General features: G+C 63.1%; 15 protein-coding genes. 8 read left to right on the plus strand and 7 right to left on the minus strand.

Annotated elements, in window-relative coordinates:
* Positions 1-54 precede the first annotated feature (54 nt).
* Complete coding sequence (locus MOK15_RS01560; protein WP_242929985.1) at positions 55-1185, minus strand: hypothetical protein; 1131 nt, start codon at positions 1183-1185, stop codon at positions 55-57.
* Positions 1186-1374: 189 nt separating this feature from the next.
* Here MOK15_RS01560 and MOK15_RS01565 point away from each other — a divergent pair.
* Positions 1375-2321 (plus strand): IS630 family transposase gene (locus tag MOK15_RS01565; protein WP_242929986.1). Its coding sequence is split into 2 segments (ribosomal slippage): positions 1375-1711 and positions 1711-2321, totalling 948 coding nucleotides; the frame shifts between segments, so codons are not numbered across the junction.
* A 563-nt stretch (positions 2322-2884) separates the two neighbouring features.
* On the opposite strand, the gene MOK15_RS01570 is transcribed toward MOK15_RS01565, so the two are convergent.
* From MOK15_RS01570 to MOK15_RS01580, 3 genes are all read right to left on the minus strand, one after another.
* On the minus strand, positions 2885-3907 hold the full coding sequence (locus MOK15_RS01570; RefSeq protein WP_242929987.1) for an IS110 family transposase: 1023 nt from the start codon (positions 3905-3907) through the stop codon (positions 2885-2887).
* A 285-nt stretch (positions 3908-4192) separates the two neighbouring features.
* Entirely contained in the window at positions 4193-5299 is a 1107-nt protein-coding gene (gene aroB / locus MOK15_RS01575) for a 3-dehydroquinate synthase (RefSeq protein WP_242929988.1), read from the minus strand.
* A complete protein-coding gene (locus tag MOK15_RS01580; RefSeq protein WP_242929989.1) occupies positions 5290-5838 on the minus strand; it encodes a shikimate kinase in 549 nt (182 codons plus the stop codon). The genes aroB and MOK15_RS01580 overlap by 10 nt, the downstream gene beginning before the upstream one ends.
* A gap of 96 nt (positions 5839-5934) precedes the next feature.
* On the opposite strand from MOK15_RS01580, the gene MOK15_RS01585 reads away from it, so the two are divergent.
* From MOK15_RS01585 to MOK15_RS01605, 5 genes are all read left to right on the plus strand, one after another.
* Positions 5935-6123, plus strand: a complete 189-nt coding sequence (locus MOK15_RS01585; protein WP_242929990.1) for a hypothetical protein — start codon at positions 5935-5937, stop codon at positions 6121-6123.
* A 5-nt stretch (positions 6124-6128) separates the two neighbouring features.
* Complete coding sequence (locus tag MOK15_RS01590; protein WP_242929991.1) at positions 6129-7958, plus strand: hypothetical protein; 1830 nt, start codon at positions 6129-6131, stop codon at positions 7956-7958.
* Between the two features lie 2 nt (positions 7959-7960).
* A complete protein-coding gene (locus MOK15_RS01595) occupies positions 7961-8893 on the plus strand; it encodes a tyrosine recombinase (RefSeq protein WP_242929992.1) in 933 nt (310 codons plus the stop codon).
* 11 nt (positions 8894-8904) lie between these two features.
* The gene (locus MOK15_RS01600; RefSeq protein ID WP_242929993.1) at positions 8905-9849 is read left to right on the plus strand and encodes an acetyl-CoA carboxylase carboxyltransferase subunit alpha; all 945 of its coding nucleotides are present in this window, start codon (positions 8905-8907) and stop codon (positions 9847-9849) included.
* Between the two features lie 411 nt (positions 9850-10260).
* The gene (locus MOK15_RS01605; protein ID WP_242929994.1) at positions 10261-11739 is read left to right on the plus strand and encodes a M48 family metalloprotease; all 1479 of its coding nucleotides are present in this window, start codon (positions 10261-10263) and stop codon (positions 11737-11739) included.
* Positions 11740-11803: 64 nt separating this feature from the next.
* Here MOK15_RS01605 and MOK15_RS01610 read toward each other — a convergent pair whose 3' ends face one another.
* Together MOK15_RS01610 and MOK15_RS01615 are read right to left on the minus strand one after the other, a co-directional pair.
* Positions 11804-11965: a Flp family type IVb pilin gene (locus MOK15_RS01610; protein WP_242929995.1), complete on the minus strand. Its 162-nt coding sequence runs from the start codon at positions 11963-11965 to the stop codon at positions 11804-11806.
* A 136-nt stretch (positions 11966-12101) separates the two neighbouring features.
* Positions 12102-12287 carry a Flp family type IVb pilin gene (locus MOK15_RS01615; protein ID WP_242932597.1) on the minus strand — a complete coding sequence of 62 codons (186 nt, stop codon included), beginning with the start codon at positions 12285-12287 and terminating at the stop codon, positions 12102-12104.
* A gap of 82 nt (positions 12288-12369) precedes the next feature.
* On the opposite strand from MOK15_RS01615, the gene MOK15_RS01620 reads away from it, so the two are divergent.
* Both MOK15_RS01620 and MOK15_RS01625 read left to right on the plus strand, forming a co-directional pair.
* Positions 12370-12777 (plus strand): (deoxy)nucleoside triphosphate pyrophosphohydrolase, encoded by a 408-nt coding sequence (locus tag MOK15_RS01620; protein WP_242929996.1) that lies wholly within the window; start codon positions 12370-12372, stop codon positions 12775-12777.
* 400 nt (positions 12778-13177) lie between these two features.
* A complete protein-coding gene (locus MOK15_RS01625) occupies positions 13178-14401 on the plus strand; it encodes an IS256 family transposase (RefSeq protein ID WP_242929997.1) in 1224 nt (407 codons plus the stop codon).
* Between the two features lie 161 nt (positions 14402-14562).
* Here MOK15_RS01625 and bfr read toward each other — a convergent pair whose 3' ends face one another.
* Positions 14563-15042, minus strand: a complete 480-nt coding sequence (gene bfr / locus MOK15_RS01630) for a bacterioferritin (protein ID WP_242929998.1) — start codon at positions 15040-15042, stop codon at positions 14563-14565.
* Positions 15043-15057: the final 15 nt, after the last annotated feature.

The following is a 15057-nucleotide window of genomic DNA, read 5'->3' on the forward strand; positions in this document are numbered from 1 at the left end:
GGACATCAGTTTAAGAATACGGCCCTCCGCCATGGGAGGGCCGTCCTTTTGAGCCTAGGCGAGAACGCCGGTTATGTAATGGGTGCCCGTTGAACCGAGGCTAGTTATGGGGATGCCATTAATTTGAACCTTGTTCCCTGCGCCCCCGCTGATGCAGGATGGTTCGATCAGGGTTGGATCAATCTCCATATAGTTGTTGCTGGCTCCGACCAGATAGATGCCTTGTGGAAAAGCGTTAGTCCGTCCTGACAAAGCGGGCTGAAGAACCATGCGGCTACTATTATCGACCCGGATAGCAGCCTGATACGGATTTGCGATAATGTCGGGGTTGACTATGTCGGGGTTGATCCGGAAGCTGGAGCAGCTATCGACCCCGACCGGTCGGGCCATGTTCAACAGTTTGAGGCCAGCAACATTTGTTCCGCTCTGACGGACCGCATAGAAGCCCAGAGTCGTTCCGCCGCTGCCGATTGCTTGACCGCCAACGATGCTGATGCGGCCACCGCCATCATGAATATACAGAGCTGCAAATGCGGACGCTGCGCAAGCAACATAAGGATGAGCGATTTCAACCAGAGCGCTAGGAGCAAGCTGTTCGATATGGATGCCGATGTTTGATGCCTGATCGATGATGGGATGGCTGATGTGAAGATCAAGATTTGAACTTAACGTGCCTGCCGCCCCCGTCCCGGTCACATGGATGCCGACCGGGATTTGTGAGGTTTCGCACCACGAAAGGAAACTGTCGACGAAGGCGCCATCGAGCTTGAAGCCTACCGGATCGACAAGAGCGGGGGTTCCGCCCTGCGACGCTTTACACCGAACTAAATGTACTGACGCATTTCCCCCCGCCAAGACCGGTGGATTGCCCTTAAGCCAGAAGCCGCGCCAAATGTCGTTTATCGAACTCGATCCTGCGGACGACCGGAAAGCAAAGCAATCAACGTAGCGCGAACTTACATTTCCATAAATGGCAAAGCCAATCGAGCATTCCCAGCCAGCAACATTGCGAACTTCGCATTCATAGACATAGCGGGTCCTCAGGCCGGCCGGCGCATTATATTCATTTCCGCTAGCCGGGGGTGTGACGGGGGTGCTGTGCCGAAGCTGTATGTTCTTTACGAACACTTCACGAATATAGGTGCTCGGATCGCTTATTGAAGATGGCGTTGCGCCAACGATCATGACATCTTTCTGGCTGTTTTTAAGAACGATCCTCGTTCCTTCACCCGCATTGTAAGAAATGCAACCCTGCCCCGAAATCGTCCGAAAGGAATGATTAGAGCGGTTTCCGCACGAACTGAATCGGCAGGGGTTCCCTTTGCTGCGCTGATGTGATTCACGCTGTCTGCTGGTGGCAGGAGGCCAGCATGGATGGCACGAACGCTTTCACAGGACCTGCGGGACAGGGTCATTGCTGCGATTGATGGGGGTTTGAGTTGTCGGGGTGCGGCTGACCGGTTTGGTGTCAGCGCATCGAGCGCGATCCGCTGGCGGCAACGCGCGCTGGAACATGGTGAGGCTGTCGCCAAGCCACGTGGCGGAGACCGGCATTCGAGCAGGATCGAGGCGCATGGCGGCTTCATCCGTGAACTACTTGCCGAACAGGGCGACATGACCCTTGTCGAAGTTCAGGCTCGGTTGATCGAGCGGGGCGCCCCGGTCGGGATCGGCACGCTGCATCGCTTTTTCGTGCGCCACGGCATCACGCGGAAAAAAAGACCGGGCACGCGATCGAGCAAGACCGTCCCGACGTCCTGAAGCAGCGTCGCCACTGGTTCGACGGTCAGCTCGATCTGGAACCAGAGCGCCTGGTCTTCATCGACGAGACCTGGACGGCGACCAACATGACCCGCAGCCATGGCCGCTGCGCCAAAGGCGAGCGTCTGCGGATGGGCTTCCCGCACGGCCATCGCAAGACGACCACGCTGGTGGCCGGCCTGCGCATGACCGGCATGATTGCGCCGATGGTGCTCGACGGCCCGATCAACGGCGACTGGTTCGAAGCGTACGTAGCTCAAGTGCTCGTGCCGGAACTGCGACCGGGCGACATCGTAATCATGGACAATCTGTCGAGCCACAAGCGCACGTCGGTCCAGGTGCTCATCGAGGCCGCAGGTGCAGCCCTGCGCTTCCTTCCACCCTACAGCCCGGACTTCAACCCAATCGAGAAGGCGTTCTCCCGGCTCAAGGCAATGCTGCGCAAAGCAGGCGAGCGAACCGTTAGCGGACTTTGGGGCCTGATCGGAAAGCTCGTCGATATCTTCCAGCCCGACGAATGCGCCAATTACTTCAAATCGTGCGGATATGAGCCTGAATGAGTGGAAACCGCTCTAATCTCCCAACTATCGTTAATCCAGTAATCGGCTTTGGAGAGATTGACTTGCGGACAGAATGTGACGCATGCCTGCAACGCACCTAGGCAATCTACTGCGCTATTGTTAGTCTGTGCGCCCCACCATTCTGGGATGCCGTTAATCTCATCCCATGAACGTACCCAGGCGCCTGTCGAGCCGGTGGGATTGGAAGATGTTGGAATATAAAGGCCTTGTAGCGGATCGCTGCTAACCTGCGTAGAAAGATTGCCTGCCTTCCAGATGAACGTTCCTGACCGTCCTCTGTGGATGGCTCCCGCGTTGCAAGTGCAATTTGATGATTTAGCGAATTGGTCGGGTGCAGTCTTCTGTCCGGCCTGTTGATGCAGTCGATAGAAACTGCTGGCCCTGATGGAGTCCGCGAACAAGGTCCCATTCTGCTTATCAGGCTATGATGCCTTGGACCGTCATCTGGTTTTCCCTGTTCCCGGTCTGACCGGTATCGCCATCACATCGCGTCGCTCCCACAACCTCGTGAAGCTGATTTCCTCAGCTAATCCCTTCCTCCGTCAGGCCGGCAGGATCGGTCGATAGACCTCTGCGCGCGTCATGATTGCCCAGACGATGCGTGCCGTTTTGTTGGCCATGGCCACCGTCGCAACCCTCACAGGCTTCCTGGCCAGCAGCGCCATGAAATGCGGGCTCGCAGTTTCAGGTCTCGATCTGGCGTAACGGACCAGCGCAGTCGCGCCGATAACGAGCAGCTTTCGGAGATATCGATCGCCCATCTTCGTAATGCGCCCAAGGCGCTCCTTGCCCCCGCTCGAATTCTGAAGCGGCGTCAACCCAAGCCAGGCAGCAAACTGGCGGCCGGATTTGAACTGGCTCGGATCTGCCACCGATGCTGCAAGCGCTGTGGCACCGACCGGGCCGATGCCAGGGATAGTTGCGAGGCGCCGTGCAACATCATCGCTTCGCGCCAGGGCGGCAAGCGCTCGATCAATCTCGCGCAATTGCGCATGAACATTGAGGATTTGCTGTGACAGCATATCGACGATCCTCACGGCTGCGATCGGTATGTCTGGCGCCTTGCCATCGACCACCTGCCTCGCCATCTGAAGCGCCCGCTCGATACCTTCCGGAATGTCGATGCCGAACTCAGCCAACAGCCCGCGCATCATATTGATCAGCTGGGTACGTTGCCTGACCAACAGTTCACGGGCGCGATGCATCGAGAGGAATGCCTGCTGCTCGCGCGATTTCACAGCAACGAACCGCATCGTCGGACGCGTTACGGCCTCGCAGATCGCTTCCGCATCGGCAGCATCGTTCTTTCCGCGCTTCACATAGGGTTTGACGTACGCCGGCGGCATCAAGCGCACTTCGTGCCCCAAGGCGATCAGCTCTCGCGCCCAATGATGTGAAGTGCCGCATGCCTCTATGCCGACAAGGCAAGGCGGCAGTTTGGTGAAGAAAGGCAGCACCTGTGCTCGTCGCAGGGCTTTGCGCAAGACAACGGTCCCAGATGCGTCAACAGCATGAACCTGAAAAACACGCTTGGCCAAATCAAGGCCGACTGTGGTAATCTCCATGGCGGATGGCTCCATTGCTCGGGTTTGCCTGATAGCAACCCATCTTGGCACTCAGATGCCGTGAGCGGGAGCCATCCACCTCATCTGCTATCGCTCAGAAAGACGGTAGGATTGCTAGCGGGCGCCAAAGCGGACATCGCGGTCCGTGTCAGGACTGTAGTGACGGAAACCATAATATTCTCCCTCCATTGGAACAAAGGAAGAACATTTTGAAATCCAACATTGCAAGACATTTATGCAGCGTCGGATTTTATCCATTGGCGCAATGCAATCCCGGCAAAGCCGTCAGCCCAACCGATCCTCATCCAGAAATGCCGCCACATCGTCCAGCGCGACATCCTTCGACAGGAAGGTCGCTCCGATACCGCGCGCCAGCAGGAAGGGCAGGGTGCCTGCCGCCATCTTCTTGTCGTGCAGCATATGGCTGACCAGCGCCGGGCCATCGGCGGTGACATGGGCGGTGGCGAGGTCGTGGGGCAGGCCCACGGCCTTGAGATGCGCGGTCACGCGATTGGCCTCGGCGCTTGAACACAGACCCAGCCGCGCCGAATAGCGGAAGGCCAGCGCCATGCCCGCCGCGACACCCTCGCCATGGAGCAGCGTGTCGGAAAAGCCGGTGTCGGCCTCCAGCGCATGGCCGAATGTGTGGCCCAGGTTGAGCAGCGCGCGGCGGCCCGACGTTTCGCGCTCGTCATCGGCGACGATCGCCGCCTTGGCGCTGACACTGCGTTCGATCGCATAGGTGCGCGCGTCCGGGTCGCCCGCCAGCAGCGCGTCGGCATTGCTCTCGCACCAGGCGAAGAAGGCCGGATCGTCGATCAGGCCATATTTCACCACCTCGGCATAGCCGGCGCGGGTTTCGCGAGGCGGCAGGCTGTCGAGCGTCGACGGGTCGATCAGGACCAGGGCGGGCTGGTAGAAGCTGCCGATCAGATTCTTGCCCGCCCGCGCATTGATCGCGGTCTTGCCGCCGACCGACGAATCGACCTGCGCCAGCAATGTGGTCGGCACCTGGATGAAATGGCAGCCGCGCTTCAGGATCGATGCGGCAAAGCCGACCAGATCGCCGATCACGCCGCCGCCCAGCGCGACGATATGGTCGCCGCGCTCAATCTCCAGCGCCAGCAGCCCGTCAAGCAATTGCTCCAGATGACGCCAGCTCTTGGTCTGCTCGCCCGGCGGCAGGATGATCGGCTCGACCGCAATATTCGCCGCGCGCAGGCTGGCTTCCAGGCGGGGCAACTGGGTCGCGGCGACATGGGCGTCGGTGACGACCACCAGGCGACCTTGCCGTGCATAGCCGCGCAGCGTGTCGCCCGCGCGGTCCAGCGCGCCCTGTTCGATGACGATGTCGTAACTGCGCGCGTCCAGCGCGACGCGGACTAATGCCATGCCGTCAATTGCTCCATGATGCGCTCGACCGCGATTTCATGCGGCGCGGCGATGCTCTTCACGTGGATGGGGGCGAGCGCGTAGACCGGGTTGCGCACCGCCGCCAGTTCGGTCAGCACCACGCGCGGATCGCGATTCTTGAGCAGCGGCCGCCCGTCGCGGCGCGACACACGGTCGACCAATATGTCGATGTCGGCGTCCAGCCAGATGGCCGTTGCGAGTTCCAGGATCAGCTTGCGCGTCTCGTCCTGCATGAAGGCGCCGCCGCCCGTCGCGATCACCTTGGGCGCGCCATCCATCAACCGGCTGATGACCCGGCGCTCACCGTCGCGGAAATAGGTTTCGCCATAGCGTTCGAAAATCTCGGTCACGGTCATGCCGGCGGCCTTTTCGATTTCCTCGTCGGCGTCGACGAAACTGAGGCCCAGCCGTGCCGCCAGCCGGCGGCCGACGGTCGATTTGCCCACGCCCATCATGCCCACCAGGACGATGGGACCACGCCTGGCCTGGCCTTCCGGGATTTTGCTGTTTCGCTGCATGGCGAGGGGGGCTATACAGCCAGCCGTCACAGAGGCAAATCGCATCTTTCTTTGTCACCAGGCCTTGCAGGCCCGGAAAGCTATAGCCAAGGACCTATGAAGAATAATCGCAACTTAAGCAGTTTCGAAGGCAGCACGCGTCGCCGGAGCAGCCGCCTGCCGATCCTTCCCATCGTCCTGGTCGTTCTGGTCGCTGCGTTGCTTGCCTTTTTCTGGTCGCGCGGCGGCGAACAACCGCAGCAGCGCGTTGAAAAGACCATCCCTGCCGAGAAGCTGGGTCAGTAAGGCGGATGCGCTGGCCGCGGGCTAATGCCAAATGGGCGCTGGGCAGCTTCGCGCTCGCTCTGACCTTGCCCGTGGTGGCGCAACAGGCGCCCGAATCACTGTTGCCGCCCGGTTTCGGCGACGCGCCCGAAGCACCGGCCCCCGTGCCGCGACCTGCTCGCCCGGCACAGGCGCCGTCGCCCGCATCGCCTGCACCCGCCGTGCCCATGGTGCAGCCGCTCAATCCGTCTTCACCACCCGATCTGTCGCTGGCGCAGGACGCGCAGAATGCGGCCGAGGATGCGTTGACCCCGGAAGAAGTGGCCGCGCAGAAGGCGAAATATGACCTGCCCGCCACGGCGCGCCGCTCGCTTGCCCGGATCGGGCCGCTGACGCCGCAGACGCGCGGGTTCGGGCCGGATGCCTTCGGGAATGAATCGGGCAGGTTCCTCGCCACGCTGATGAAGGAAACCCACGCGCCGATCGTGTCGCGCTGGGCCTCCATCCTGCTGCGCCGGGCGCTGCTGAGCGCAACCGACACGCCGCGCGACATTGACGGAGCGGACTGGGCGGCCGAGCGCGCCTGGCTGTTGCTGCGCATGGGGGAGGCGGACAGCGCGCGCCTGATGGTGCAGAGCGTCGACTCGGACCATTATAGCCCGCGCCTCTACGCCATCGCGATGCAGACCTATCTGGCGACTGCCGATCCGGCGGGCCTTTGCCCCCTGTCGGCTGGCGCGCTGCGTTTCAGCAAGGAGCCGGGCTGGGACATGACGCGGGCGATCTGCCCGGCATTGTCGGGCGATCAGGGTACGGCCAGCGGCGCGCTCAACCAGGCGCAGCGCAAGGGGGTTGTGCGCGGCATTGACTATCGCCTGGCGGAAAAGGTGGTCGGCGCCGGTTTCAATGCGCGCCGATCGGTCAAGATCGAATGGGACGGGGTGGATCGCCTCACCGCCTGGCGTTTTGGCCTGGCGACCGCGCTCAATGTCGAAATTCCCGATACGCTCTATGCCACGGCAGGCCAGCATGTCCGCGCCTGGGAAGCGCGCGCGCCCGCGCTGACGGCGGTGCGACGGCGGCCCGGCGTCGATATCGCGGCGCGGCTGGGGGTCTTTTCCAATGCGGCGCTGGTGGACTTTTATGGCCAGCTCGGCACGGACGGCGATGCGCCGAACGACGTCGCCGACAAGATCGATGCGCTGCGCACCGCCTATTCGGGCGCGACCGTGGGCGATCGCCTGGGCGGTATGCGCAACTGGTGGCAGGACGGCGCGAAGCCCGATTATGTCGGCCTGATCGCGACCGCCCGCGCCGCTGCGGCGCTGCCGGTGTCACAGGCAGCGGCGCAGGATGCCGCCAACCTGGTCGCCGCCATGCTGACTGCCGGCTATGACCGCAACGCCGCCCGCTGGGCGCGTGCGGTCGGCCAGATTGACGGCGCGGGCGCGTCGCAATTCTGGGCGCTGCTGGCCGTCGGCGCGCCCAGCCCGGTGGTCGACATCAGTTCGAGCCGCGTGTCGGGCTATGTCGGCGATGCCGGAGCGGACAAGGGCCGTCTGCTGATCGCGGCGCTGGCCGGCCTGTCCCGCCTGTCGGCCGAGGACGCCGCTTCGCTGGCGCAGGATAATGGCTTCGCGCTCGCCGCCAACAGTCGTTGGGCGCGCGCCATCGGCGCGGCGGCGCAGCGGGGCGAGAAGGCGACCGTGGCGCTGCTGGCGGCGGTGGGGATGCAGGGCAATGAGTGGAGCCGCCTGCCGCCCGCCCATCTCTATCATGTCGTTGCAGCGTTGCACCGGGTCGGGCTGGACCCCGAAGCGCGGATGATCGCGGCAGAGGCGCTCAGCCGGGCCTGACTATGGGGCAGGATGACGCCGCCCTGATCGACCGCTTCCTCGAAATGATGGCGGCGGAGCGCGGCGCGTCGCGCAATACGTTGCTGGCCTATCGCACGGACCTGACCGGCGCGGGGGATTTGCTGGGCGGCTTGTCCGGCGCGACCAAGGACGGGCTGGGGTCGCTGGCGACGGCTTGGGCGGAGCTGGCCGCTTCGTCCGTCGCGCGCAAGGCGGCGGCGTTGCGCGCCTTCTACGGCTTTCTGGAGGAGGAGGGGCTGCGCGCCGACAACCCCTCAGCCGCGCTGCCGCGCCCGGTGACGCGCCGGTCGCTGCCGAAAATCCTGTCCACCGCCGAAGTCGATCGCTTCTTCGTGCTGATCGCCGAGCGGCTGGAGGGGGAGCATCCCGCGCCGCTCGACCTGCGGCTCGCCGCGCTGATCGAACTGCTCTACGGGTCGGGCTTGCGCGCGACCGAACTGGTATCGCTGCCGCGCCGGGCGCTGGCCCATGACCGGCCCTTCCTGATCCTGAAGGGCAAGGGCGCGCGCGAGCGGCTGGTGCCGATTTCCGACCGGGCGCGCGCCGCCGTCGCCGTCTGGCTGCGCCATGTCCCGGCGGACAGCGCATGGCTCTTTCCCTCCGGCAAGAGCCATTTGAGCCGCATCCGCCTCTATCAACTGGTGAAGGCGCTGGCCGCCGCCGTCGGCATCGCGCCCGAACGGGTCAGCCCCCATGTGCTGCGCCATGCCTTCGCCACCCACCTGCTGGAGGGCGGGGCGGATTTGCGCGCCTTGCAGGCGATGCTGGGCCATGCGGACATCGGGACGACGCAGATCTATACCCATGTCGACAGCCGTCGGCTGGTCGAACTAGTGAACAAGCGCCATCCGCTCGCCACCATGCCGCCCAAGATCGCGAATCCCCGCGTTGACGGCGACGCGCCAGCGCCTTAACGCCATGCCCCATGGTAAGTTTTCTGGAATTTGAGAAGCCGATCGCGGAGCTGGAAGCGCGCATCGTCGAACTGCGCGCCACCGCCAGCGTGGGCGACATCAACATCGACGGCGAGATCGCGACGCTGGAACAGCGCGCGACCAGGCTGCTGACCGACACCTATGCGAAGCTGACGCCCTGGCAGAAGACCCAGGTCGCGCGGCACCCGGACCGTCCGCATTTCAAGGATTATGTCGCGGGCATGTTCGACAATTTCATGCCGCTGGCCGGCGACCGCGCCTTTGCCGACGACCAGGCGATCCTGGGCGGCTTCGCCACGCTGGGCGAGCGCCGGGTCATGGTGATCGGCCATGAAAAGGGCGACGACACCGCCAGCCGCGTGCGCCACAATTTCGGCATGGCCAAGCCGGAGGGCTATCGCAAGGCGATCCGCCTGATGGAACTGGCCGACCGTTTCGACCTGCCGGTCGTCACGCTGGTCGATACGTCGGGCGCTTTCCCCGGCGTGCAGGCGGAAGAGCGCGGCCAGGCCGAAGCCATCGCCCGGTCGACCGAGGCCTGCCTGGCGCTGGGCGTGCCGATGGTGGCGGCCGTGGTGGGAGAGGGCGGCTCTGGCGGCGCGATCGCGCTGGCGGCGGCGAATCGGGTGCTGATGTTCGAACATGCGGTCTATTCGGTGATCTCGCCCGAAGGCTGCGCCTCGATCCTGTGGCGCACCGCCGACAAGGCGAGTGACGCGGCGACCGCGATGCAGGTGACGGCGCAACATCTGAAAAATCTGGGCGTGATCGACCGGATCGTGGTCGAACCGGTGGGCGGCGCCCATCGTGAGCCGGTGCAGGCCATCGCCAGTCTGGCCGCCGCGATCGAGGCAGAACTTGATTCGCTCGACGGCCTCACCCCCGACGCCCTGCGCACCGACCGCGCCGACAAGTTCCTCGCCATCGGGGCCTGAGAGTCTGTTTGAAAATGCGCGGAAGAGCGCATTTTGAGACCGCTAAGTTAAAGCAGAAGCCTAGGCCTCATTTTCAACGTCATGCCGGACCCTTCGACAGGCTCAGGACAGGCTTGATCCGGCATCCAGGGCACAAAGGGCGGCGCCTGCGACTCTGGATGCCGGATCGAGTCCGGCATGACGGCGCAGGAAGCACCTAATATCAAGATACATTGATGAGAACTTATACCGGCTCGTTCCCCGGCTTTCGCCGGGGAACTGGTCTGTAGGAGTTCCCATCCATGTATCTTGGTATAAGGCCGCTTCGACTTCGCTCAGTCCGAACGGATGAGGTGAATGGCACTCGATTTTCCGGGAACAGCCCGCCATTATCGCTCGTTAGGTGGCGGTCATGCGGGAGGATGAGGGTCTATGAACTGGAAGATTTCGCTGGGCTGCACGGGTGCGGCGCTGGCGGTGGCGCTGACCGCGCCAGCCGTGATCGGGCAGCAGCGCGCGATTCGCACCGTGTCGTCGATCAGCCAGCAGGACAAGGCGAGCGGCGCTAAGCAGCATCCTGAACTGCTCAAGGAATTTGGCGGCCCCTATGCAGGGCCGCAGGCCAGATATGTGGAGGCGGTCGGGCGGCGCATCGCGGTCCAGTCCGGCCTGTCCAACGCGCAGGGCGATTTCACCGTCACCCTGCTCAATTCGCCGGTGAACAACGCTTTCGCCATCCCCGGCGGCTATGTCTATGTCACGCGCCAGTTGATGGCGCTGATGAATGACGAGGCTGAACTGGCGGGCGTGCTGGGGCATGAGGTGGGCCATGTCGCTGCCCAGCATGGCCAGCGGCGGCAGCAGGCGGCGCAGCGCAACGCGATCGGCGGCGCCCTGCTGGGCGCGCTGGCGGGGGCTTTGCTGGGCGATTCGGGGTTGACCGGGCTGGTGCAGAAGGGGATCGGCACGGGCAGCCAGCTCCTGACCCTCAAATTCTCCCGCAGTCAGGAATATGAAGCGGATGACCTGGGCATCCGTTATCTGGCGTCCGCCGGCTATGATCCGCGCGCGCTGTCCGACATGCTCGCCTCACTGGCGGCGCAGAGCAATCTCGACGCGCAGGTGGCGGGCAGTGCGCGATCGACGCCCGAATGGGCCAGCACCCACCCTGATCCGGCGTCGCGTGTCGATCGGGCGGCGCAGGCGGCGGACGCGACGCGCGTCACCAGCACTGTGCGCAACCGTGATGCCTTCCTCAACGCGCTGAACGGTGTCCTTTACGGCGATGATCCCCGGCAGGGGGTGATCGACGGCAGCCGGTTCCGCCATCCTGACCTGCGCCTCAGCTTCTCCGCGCCCAGCGGTTTCGGCATGGAAAATGGCGCGAATGCGGTGTCGATCACGGGATCGGGTGGACAGGCGCAGTTCGGCGCGGCGCCCTATTCGGGTAATCTGGCGACCTATATCAACAGTGTCTTCGCCAAGCTGGGCGGCAGCAATGGCGGCGTGCCGGCGGGCGAGATCAGCCGCACGACCGTCAACGGCCTGCCCGCCGCCTGGCGCACGGTGCGCGCCTCCACCCAGTCGAGCCAGGTCGATGCGACCGTCTTCGCCTATGATTTCGGCGGCGGTAAGGCTTATCATTTCCTGCTGCTGACCCCGGCGGGGCAGGGTGTCGGTCCCTTCACATCGATGGTGCAGTCGGTCCAGCGCCTGTCCGCGCAGGAAGCGGCGGCGATCCGGTCGCGCCGGGTGCAGGTGCTGACTGTAAAATCCGGCGACACCATCCAGTCGCTCAGCCGTCGCATGGCCTATAGCGACTATCCGCTGGAACGCTTCCTGACGATCAATGCGCTCAGCGACAATGCCGTGCTGCGGCCGGGCGAACGAGTGAAGATCGTGAGCTGGTAGGCCGAGCACGAAAAGGGGCGGCGGAATTGCTTCCGCTGCCCCGATTTCGGCAAATATCTCTGGCTTAGCGCAGATTGCCTTCGACGTTGTTGAAGGTGCTGCCGAGCTTGGTGCCCAGGGCGCTCATGGCGCCGATGGCGGCGACGGCGATCAGCGCGGCGATCAGGCCATATTCGATCGCCGTGGCGCCCTTATCATTCTTCAGCATCTTACGGATGAACTGCATGTGACGTCTCCTTATATGGATATCCGGTAAACTACCCGGCCGCCCCGCTTGGTAATTCGTGGTCAGCAGGACCGGGGTAGAGCAGCACCGTTGAGAAAGGCTTAATGGGATGACAGCCTTTGTCAGATTTTAATGGTTAATGTTTCGTTACTTCATTGGTGACATTGTTCCACATGCCGGTGGTCTTGTTCGCGACATTGGAGAGCGCGGCGACCATGGCCAGCACGATCATGGCGATGATGAGGGCATATTCGACCGCCGTCGCGCCCCGCTCGCACCGGATCAGGCCCCAACGGGTGACGATTTCGATAAGCCCGCGCATCATTTCCCCAATTCGCTACAGACAGTCCCCGCCGGACATGTAAAGCAGCCAGGGTTAACAAAGCCCTCTCGTCTGGAGCGATATGCCGTCTTCCTCTCCCTTGTTCGTCGTGGCCGTGGCGTTGATCGATGCGGATGGCCGTGTCCTGTTGCAGCAGCGCCCGCCCGGCGGGTCCATGGCCGGATTATGGGAGTTTCCCGGCGGCAAGGTTGAGCCGGGCGAGACGCCCGAAGCGGCGCTGGTCCGCGAACTGGAGGAGGAGTTGGGCATTCATACCCATGAAAGCTGCCTGGCCCCCGCGACCTTCGCCAGCGAGCCGTTGGGCGACCGGCATCTGCTGCTGCTGCTCTATGTCTGCCGCAAATGGCAAGGGATAGCGGAGGCGCGTCATGCGACGGCGCTGAACTGGGTGCGGCCCGCGCAAATGTATGCGCTGGACATGCCGCCGGCGGACCTGCCGCTGATCGGGTTGCTGGAGGCGTTGCTATAGGGCTGATGGAGTTTTGGCTCGTACGCTGCGCTATCAGCCTCGTGCAAGACAAAGGCGACTATGGCGTTTGTATAACCCAGGTGGAGCGCGTCCGAGACGGATCAGAGGTCAATCTTCATCCTCCCCTGTAAGGGGAGGAGGACCACCGAAGGTGATGGAGGGGTGTCCCGCTATCGATGGGATGACACCCCTCCGTCTGGCCTTCGGCCATCCACCTCCCCTTACAGGGGAGGATTTCTTATGGTTCGTTGCCGTTACCTGGGTTCAGGGAGCGGGTTTGCAAACGCCATAGTCGCCAAGAAAAAAGGCGAGGCCACCGCCCGGAGGGTGCCTCGCCTGAATAGGGACTGTCAGGAATTCCGTGTGTGGGCGGGCATAATGGGTAAGAAGGAGACCCTGTATGCCTCGACGCAAGGAGCCGGCGATCCCGGCTGATTTACTCGATCAACTCTTGGCCGGCAGCGATGCCGCCAGTGCGCTCCAGCAGGGCGGCCTGCTGGATTCATTGAAGAAGGCGCTGGCCGAACGGGCGCTCAACGCCGAGATGGATTACCACCTTGGCGATGCCCCGCAGGTCGGGAACAGCCGCAATGGCTATGGCCGCAAGACGGTGGTGACGGACACCGGCAAGATCGAGATCGAGGTGCCGCGCGATCGTCATGCCAGCTTTGATCCGCAACTGATCGCCAAGTACCAGCGCCGGTTTCCGGGCTTCGACGACAAGATCGTCTCGATGTATGCGCGCGGCATGAGCACACGGGAGATCGTCGGGCACTTGCGCGATCTGTACGGTATCGACGTCTCGCCGGACCTGATCTCGACGGTGACCGACGCCGTGCTCGAAGAGGTCGCCGCCTGGCAGGCCCGACCGCTCGATCCGGCCTATCCGCTGGTTTTCTTCGACGCGATCCGGGTCAAGATCCGTGACGAAGGTCTGGTCCGCAACAAGGCTATCCACATCGCGCTGGGCGTGCGTGCCGATGGCGGCAAGGTCGTCCTGGGCCTGTGGATCGAGCAGAACGAGGGCGCCAAATTCTGGCTGCGGGTGATGAACGAGCTGAGGAACCGCGGTGTTGAGGACATCATGCTGGCCGTCGTAGACGGCCTGAAGGGCTTTCCAGAGGCCATCACCGCCGTGTTCCCCGAGGCGATCGTCCAAACCTGCATCGTCCACCTGCTGCGCAACTCGATGGACTTCGTGTCGTGGAAGGATCGCAAGGCGCTCGCTGGTGCACTGAAGACCGTCTACCGCGCCACCGATGCCATCGCTGCCGAGGAGGCCCTGACAGCCTTCGAGGCCGGCGAATGGGGTCGGCGCTATCCTGCGATCGGCCAGAGCTGGCGCCGTGCATGGGCCGAGGTTATCCCGTTCTTTGCCTTCCCCGACGAGGTCCGCCGCATCGTTTATACGACAAACGCCATCGAGGCGTTGAATGCCCAGCTTCGACGGGCGGTCAGGGCCAGGGGGCACTTTCCCAGCGACGATTCAGCGACCAAGCTGCTCTATCTGATCTTGAACCGATCCGAGAAAGAGTGGAAAATGCCGCCACGTGAGTGGTCCATGGCCAAGGCCCAGTTCGCCGTGCTGTTCGGAGAACGCTTCATCAAGGCCATGGCAGCGTAATGTTCAACCGCCCGCCCACACACGGAATTCCTGACAGTCCCCCTGAATATGGGCCGCGATGGTCGTTTCGTGCCAGATTGTTCCCCGGCGCAGGCCGGGGTCCAACTCCACGGTTCGAACTGGGCCCCGGCCTGCGCCGGGGAACAGACGCAAGCCCGCTATCAGTCCTCGGCGGCCTTGCTCTGCAACTGGATATAATTCTGGATGCCCATGCGTTCGATCATCTCGAACTGGGTTTCCAGCGTGTCGACATGCTCTTCCTCGCTTTCGAGGATGTACTGGAACAGGTCGCGGCTGACGAAGTCGCGGATCGATTCGCAATAGGCGATCGCGTCGCGCAGCACCGGCAGCGCCTCATATTCCAGTTCCAGGTCGGACTTGAGAATTTCTTCCACCGTCTCGCCGATCTTGAGGCGACCGAGCAACTGGAAGTTGGGCAGGCCGTCGAGGAACAGGATGCGCTCCGCCACCTTGTCGGCGTGCTTCATCTCGTCGATCGATTCGGAATATTCGAACTTGGCCAGCTTCTCGATGCCCCAATGGTTGAGCATACGATAGTGGAGGAAATATTGGTTGATCGCGGTCAGCTCATTCTTGAGCACCTCGTTCAGATAGTCGATTACCTTCGGGTCGCCCTTCATGGCGTTATACTCCGG

The organism is Sphingobium sp. BYY-5 (assembly GCF_022758885.1).
In the GTDB taxonomy this organism is placed as follows: Bacteria; Pseudomonadota; Alphaproteobacteria; order Sphingomonadales; family Sphingomonadaceae; genus Sphingobium.

Excerpts from the sequence above, each read along its gene's own strand:
- aroB (WP_242929988.1), bottom strand. The coding sequence starts at position 5,299 with ATGGCATTAGTCCGCGTCGCGCTGGACGCGCGCAGTTACGACATCGTC.
- MOK15_RS01595 (WP_242929992.1), top strand. The coding sequence starts at position 7,961 with ATGGGGCAGGATGACGCCGCCCTGATCGACCGCTTCCTCGAAATGATG.
- MOK15_RS01590 (WP_242929991.1), top strand. The coding sequence starts at position 6,129 with ATGCGCTGGCCGCGGGCTAATGCCAAATGGGCGCTGGGCAGCTTCGCG.
- bfr (WP_242929998.1), bottom strand. The coding sequence starts at position 15,042 with ATGAAGGGCGACCCGAAGGTAATCGACTATCTGAACGAGGTGCTCAAG.
- MOK15_RS01610 (WP_242929995.1), bottom strand. The coding sequence starts at position 11,965 with ATGCAGTTCATCCGTAAGATGCTGAAGAATGATAAGGGCGCCACGGCG.
- MOK15_RS01600 (WP_242929993.1), top strand. The coding sequence starts at position 8,905 with ATGGTAAGTTTTCTGGAATTTGAGAAGCCGATCGCGGAGCTGGAAGCG.
- MOK15_RS01560 (WP_242929985.1), bottom strand. The coding sequence starts at position 1,185 with ATGATCGTTGGCGCAACGCCATCTTCAATAAGCGATCCGAGCACCTAT.
- MOK15_RS01625 (WP_242929997.1), top strand. The coding sequence starts at position 13,178 with ATGCCTCGACGCAAGGAGCCGGCGATCCCGGCTGATTTACTCGATCAA.
- MOK15_RS01605 (WP_242929994.1), top strand. The coding sequence starts at position 10,261 with ATGAACTGGAAGATTTCGCTGGGCTGCACGGGTGCGGCGCTGGCGGTG.
- MOK15_RS01585 (WP_242929990.1), top strand. The coding sequence starts at position 5,935 with ATGAAGAATAATCGCAACTTAAGCAGTTTCGAAGGCAGCACGCGTCGC.
- MOK15_RS01580 (WP_242929989.1), bottom strand. The coding sequence starts at position 5,838 with ATGCAGCGAAACAGCAAAATCCCGGAAGGCCAGGCCAGGCGTGGTCCC.
- MOK15_RS01615 (WP_242932597.1), bottom strand. The coding sequence starts at position 12,287 with ATGCGCGGGCTTATCGAAATCGTCACCCGTTGGGGCCTGATCCGGTGC.
- MOK15_RS01570 (WP_242929987.1), bottom strand. The coding sequence starts at position 3,907 with ATGGAGATTACCACAGTCGGCCTTGATTTGGCCAAGCGTGTTTTTCAG.
- MOK15_RS01620 (WP_242929996.1), top strand. The coding sequence starts at position 12,370 with ATGCCGTCTTCCTCTCCCTTGTTCGTCGTGGCCGTGGCGTTGATCGAT.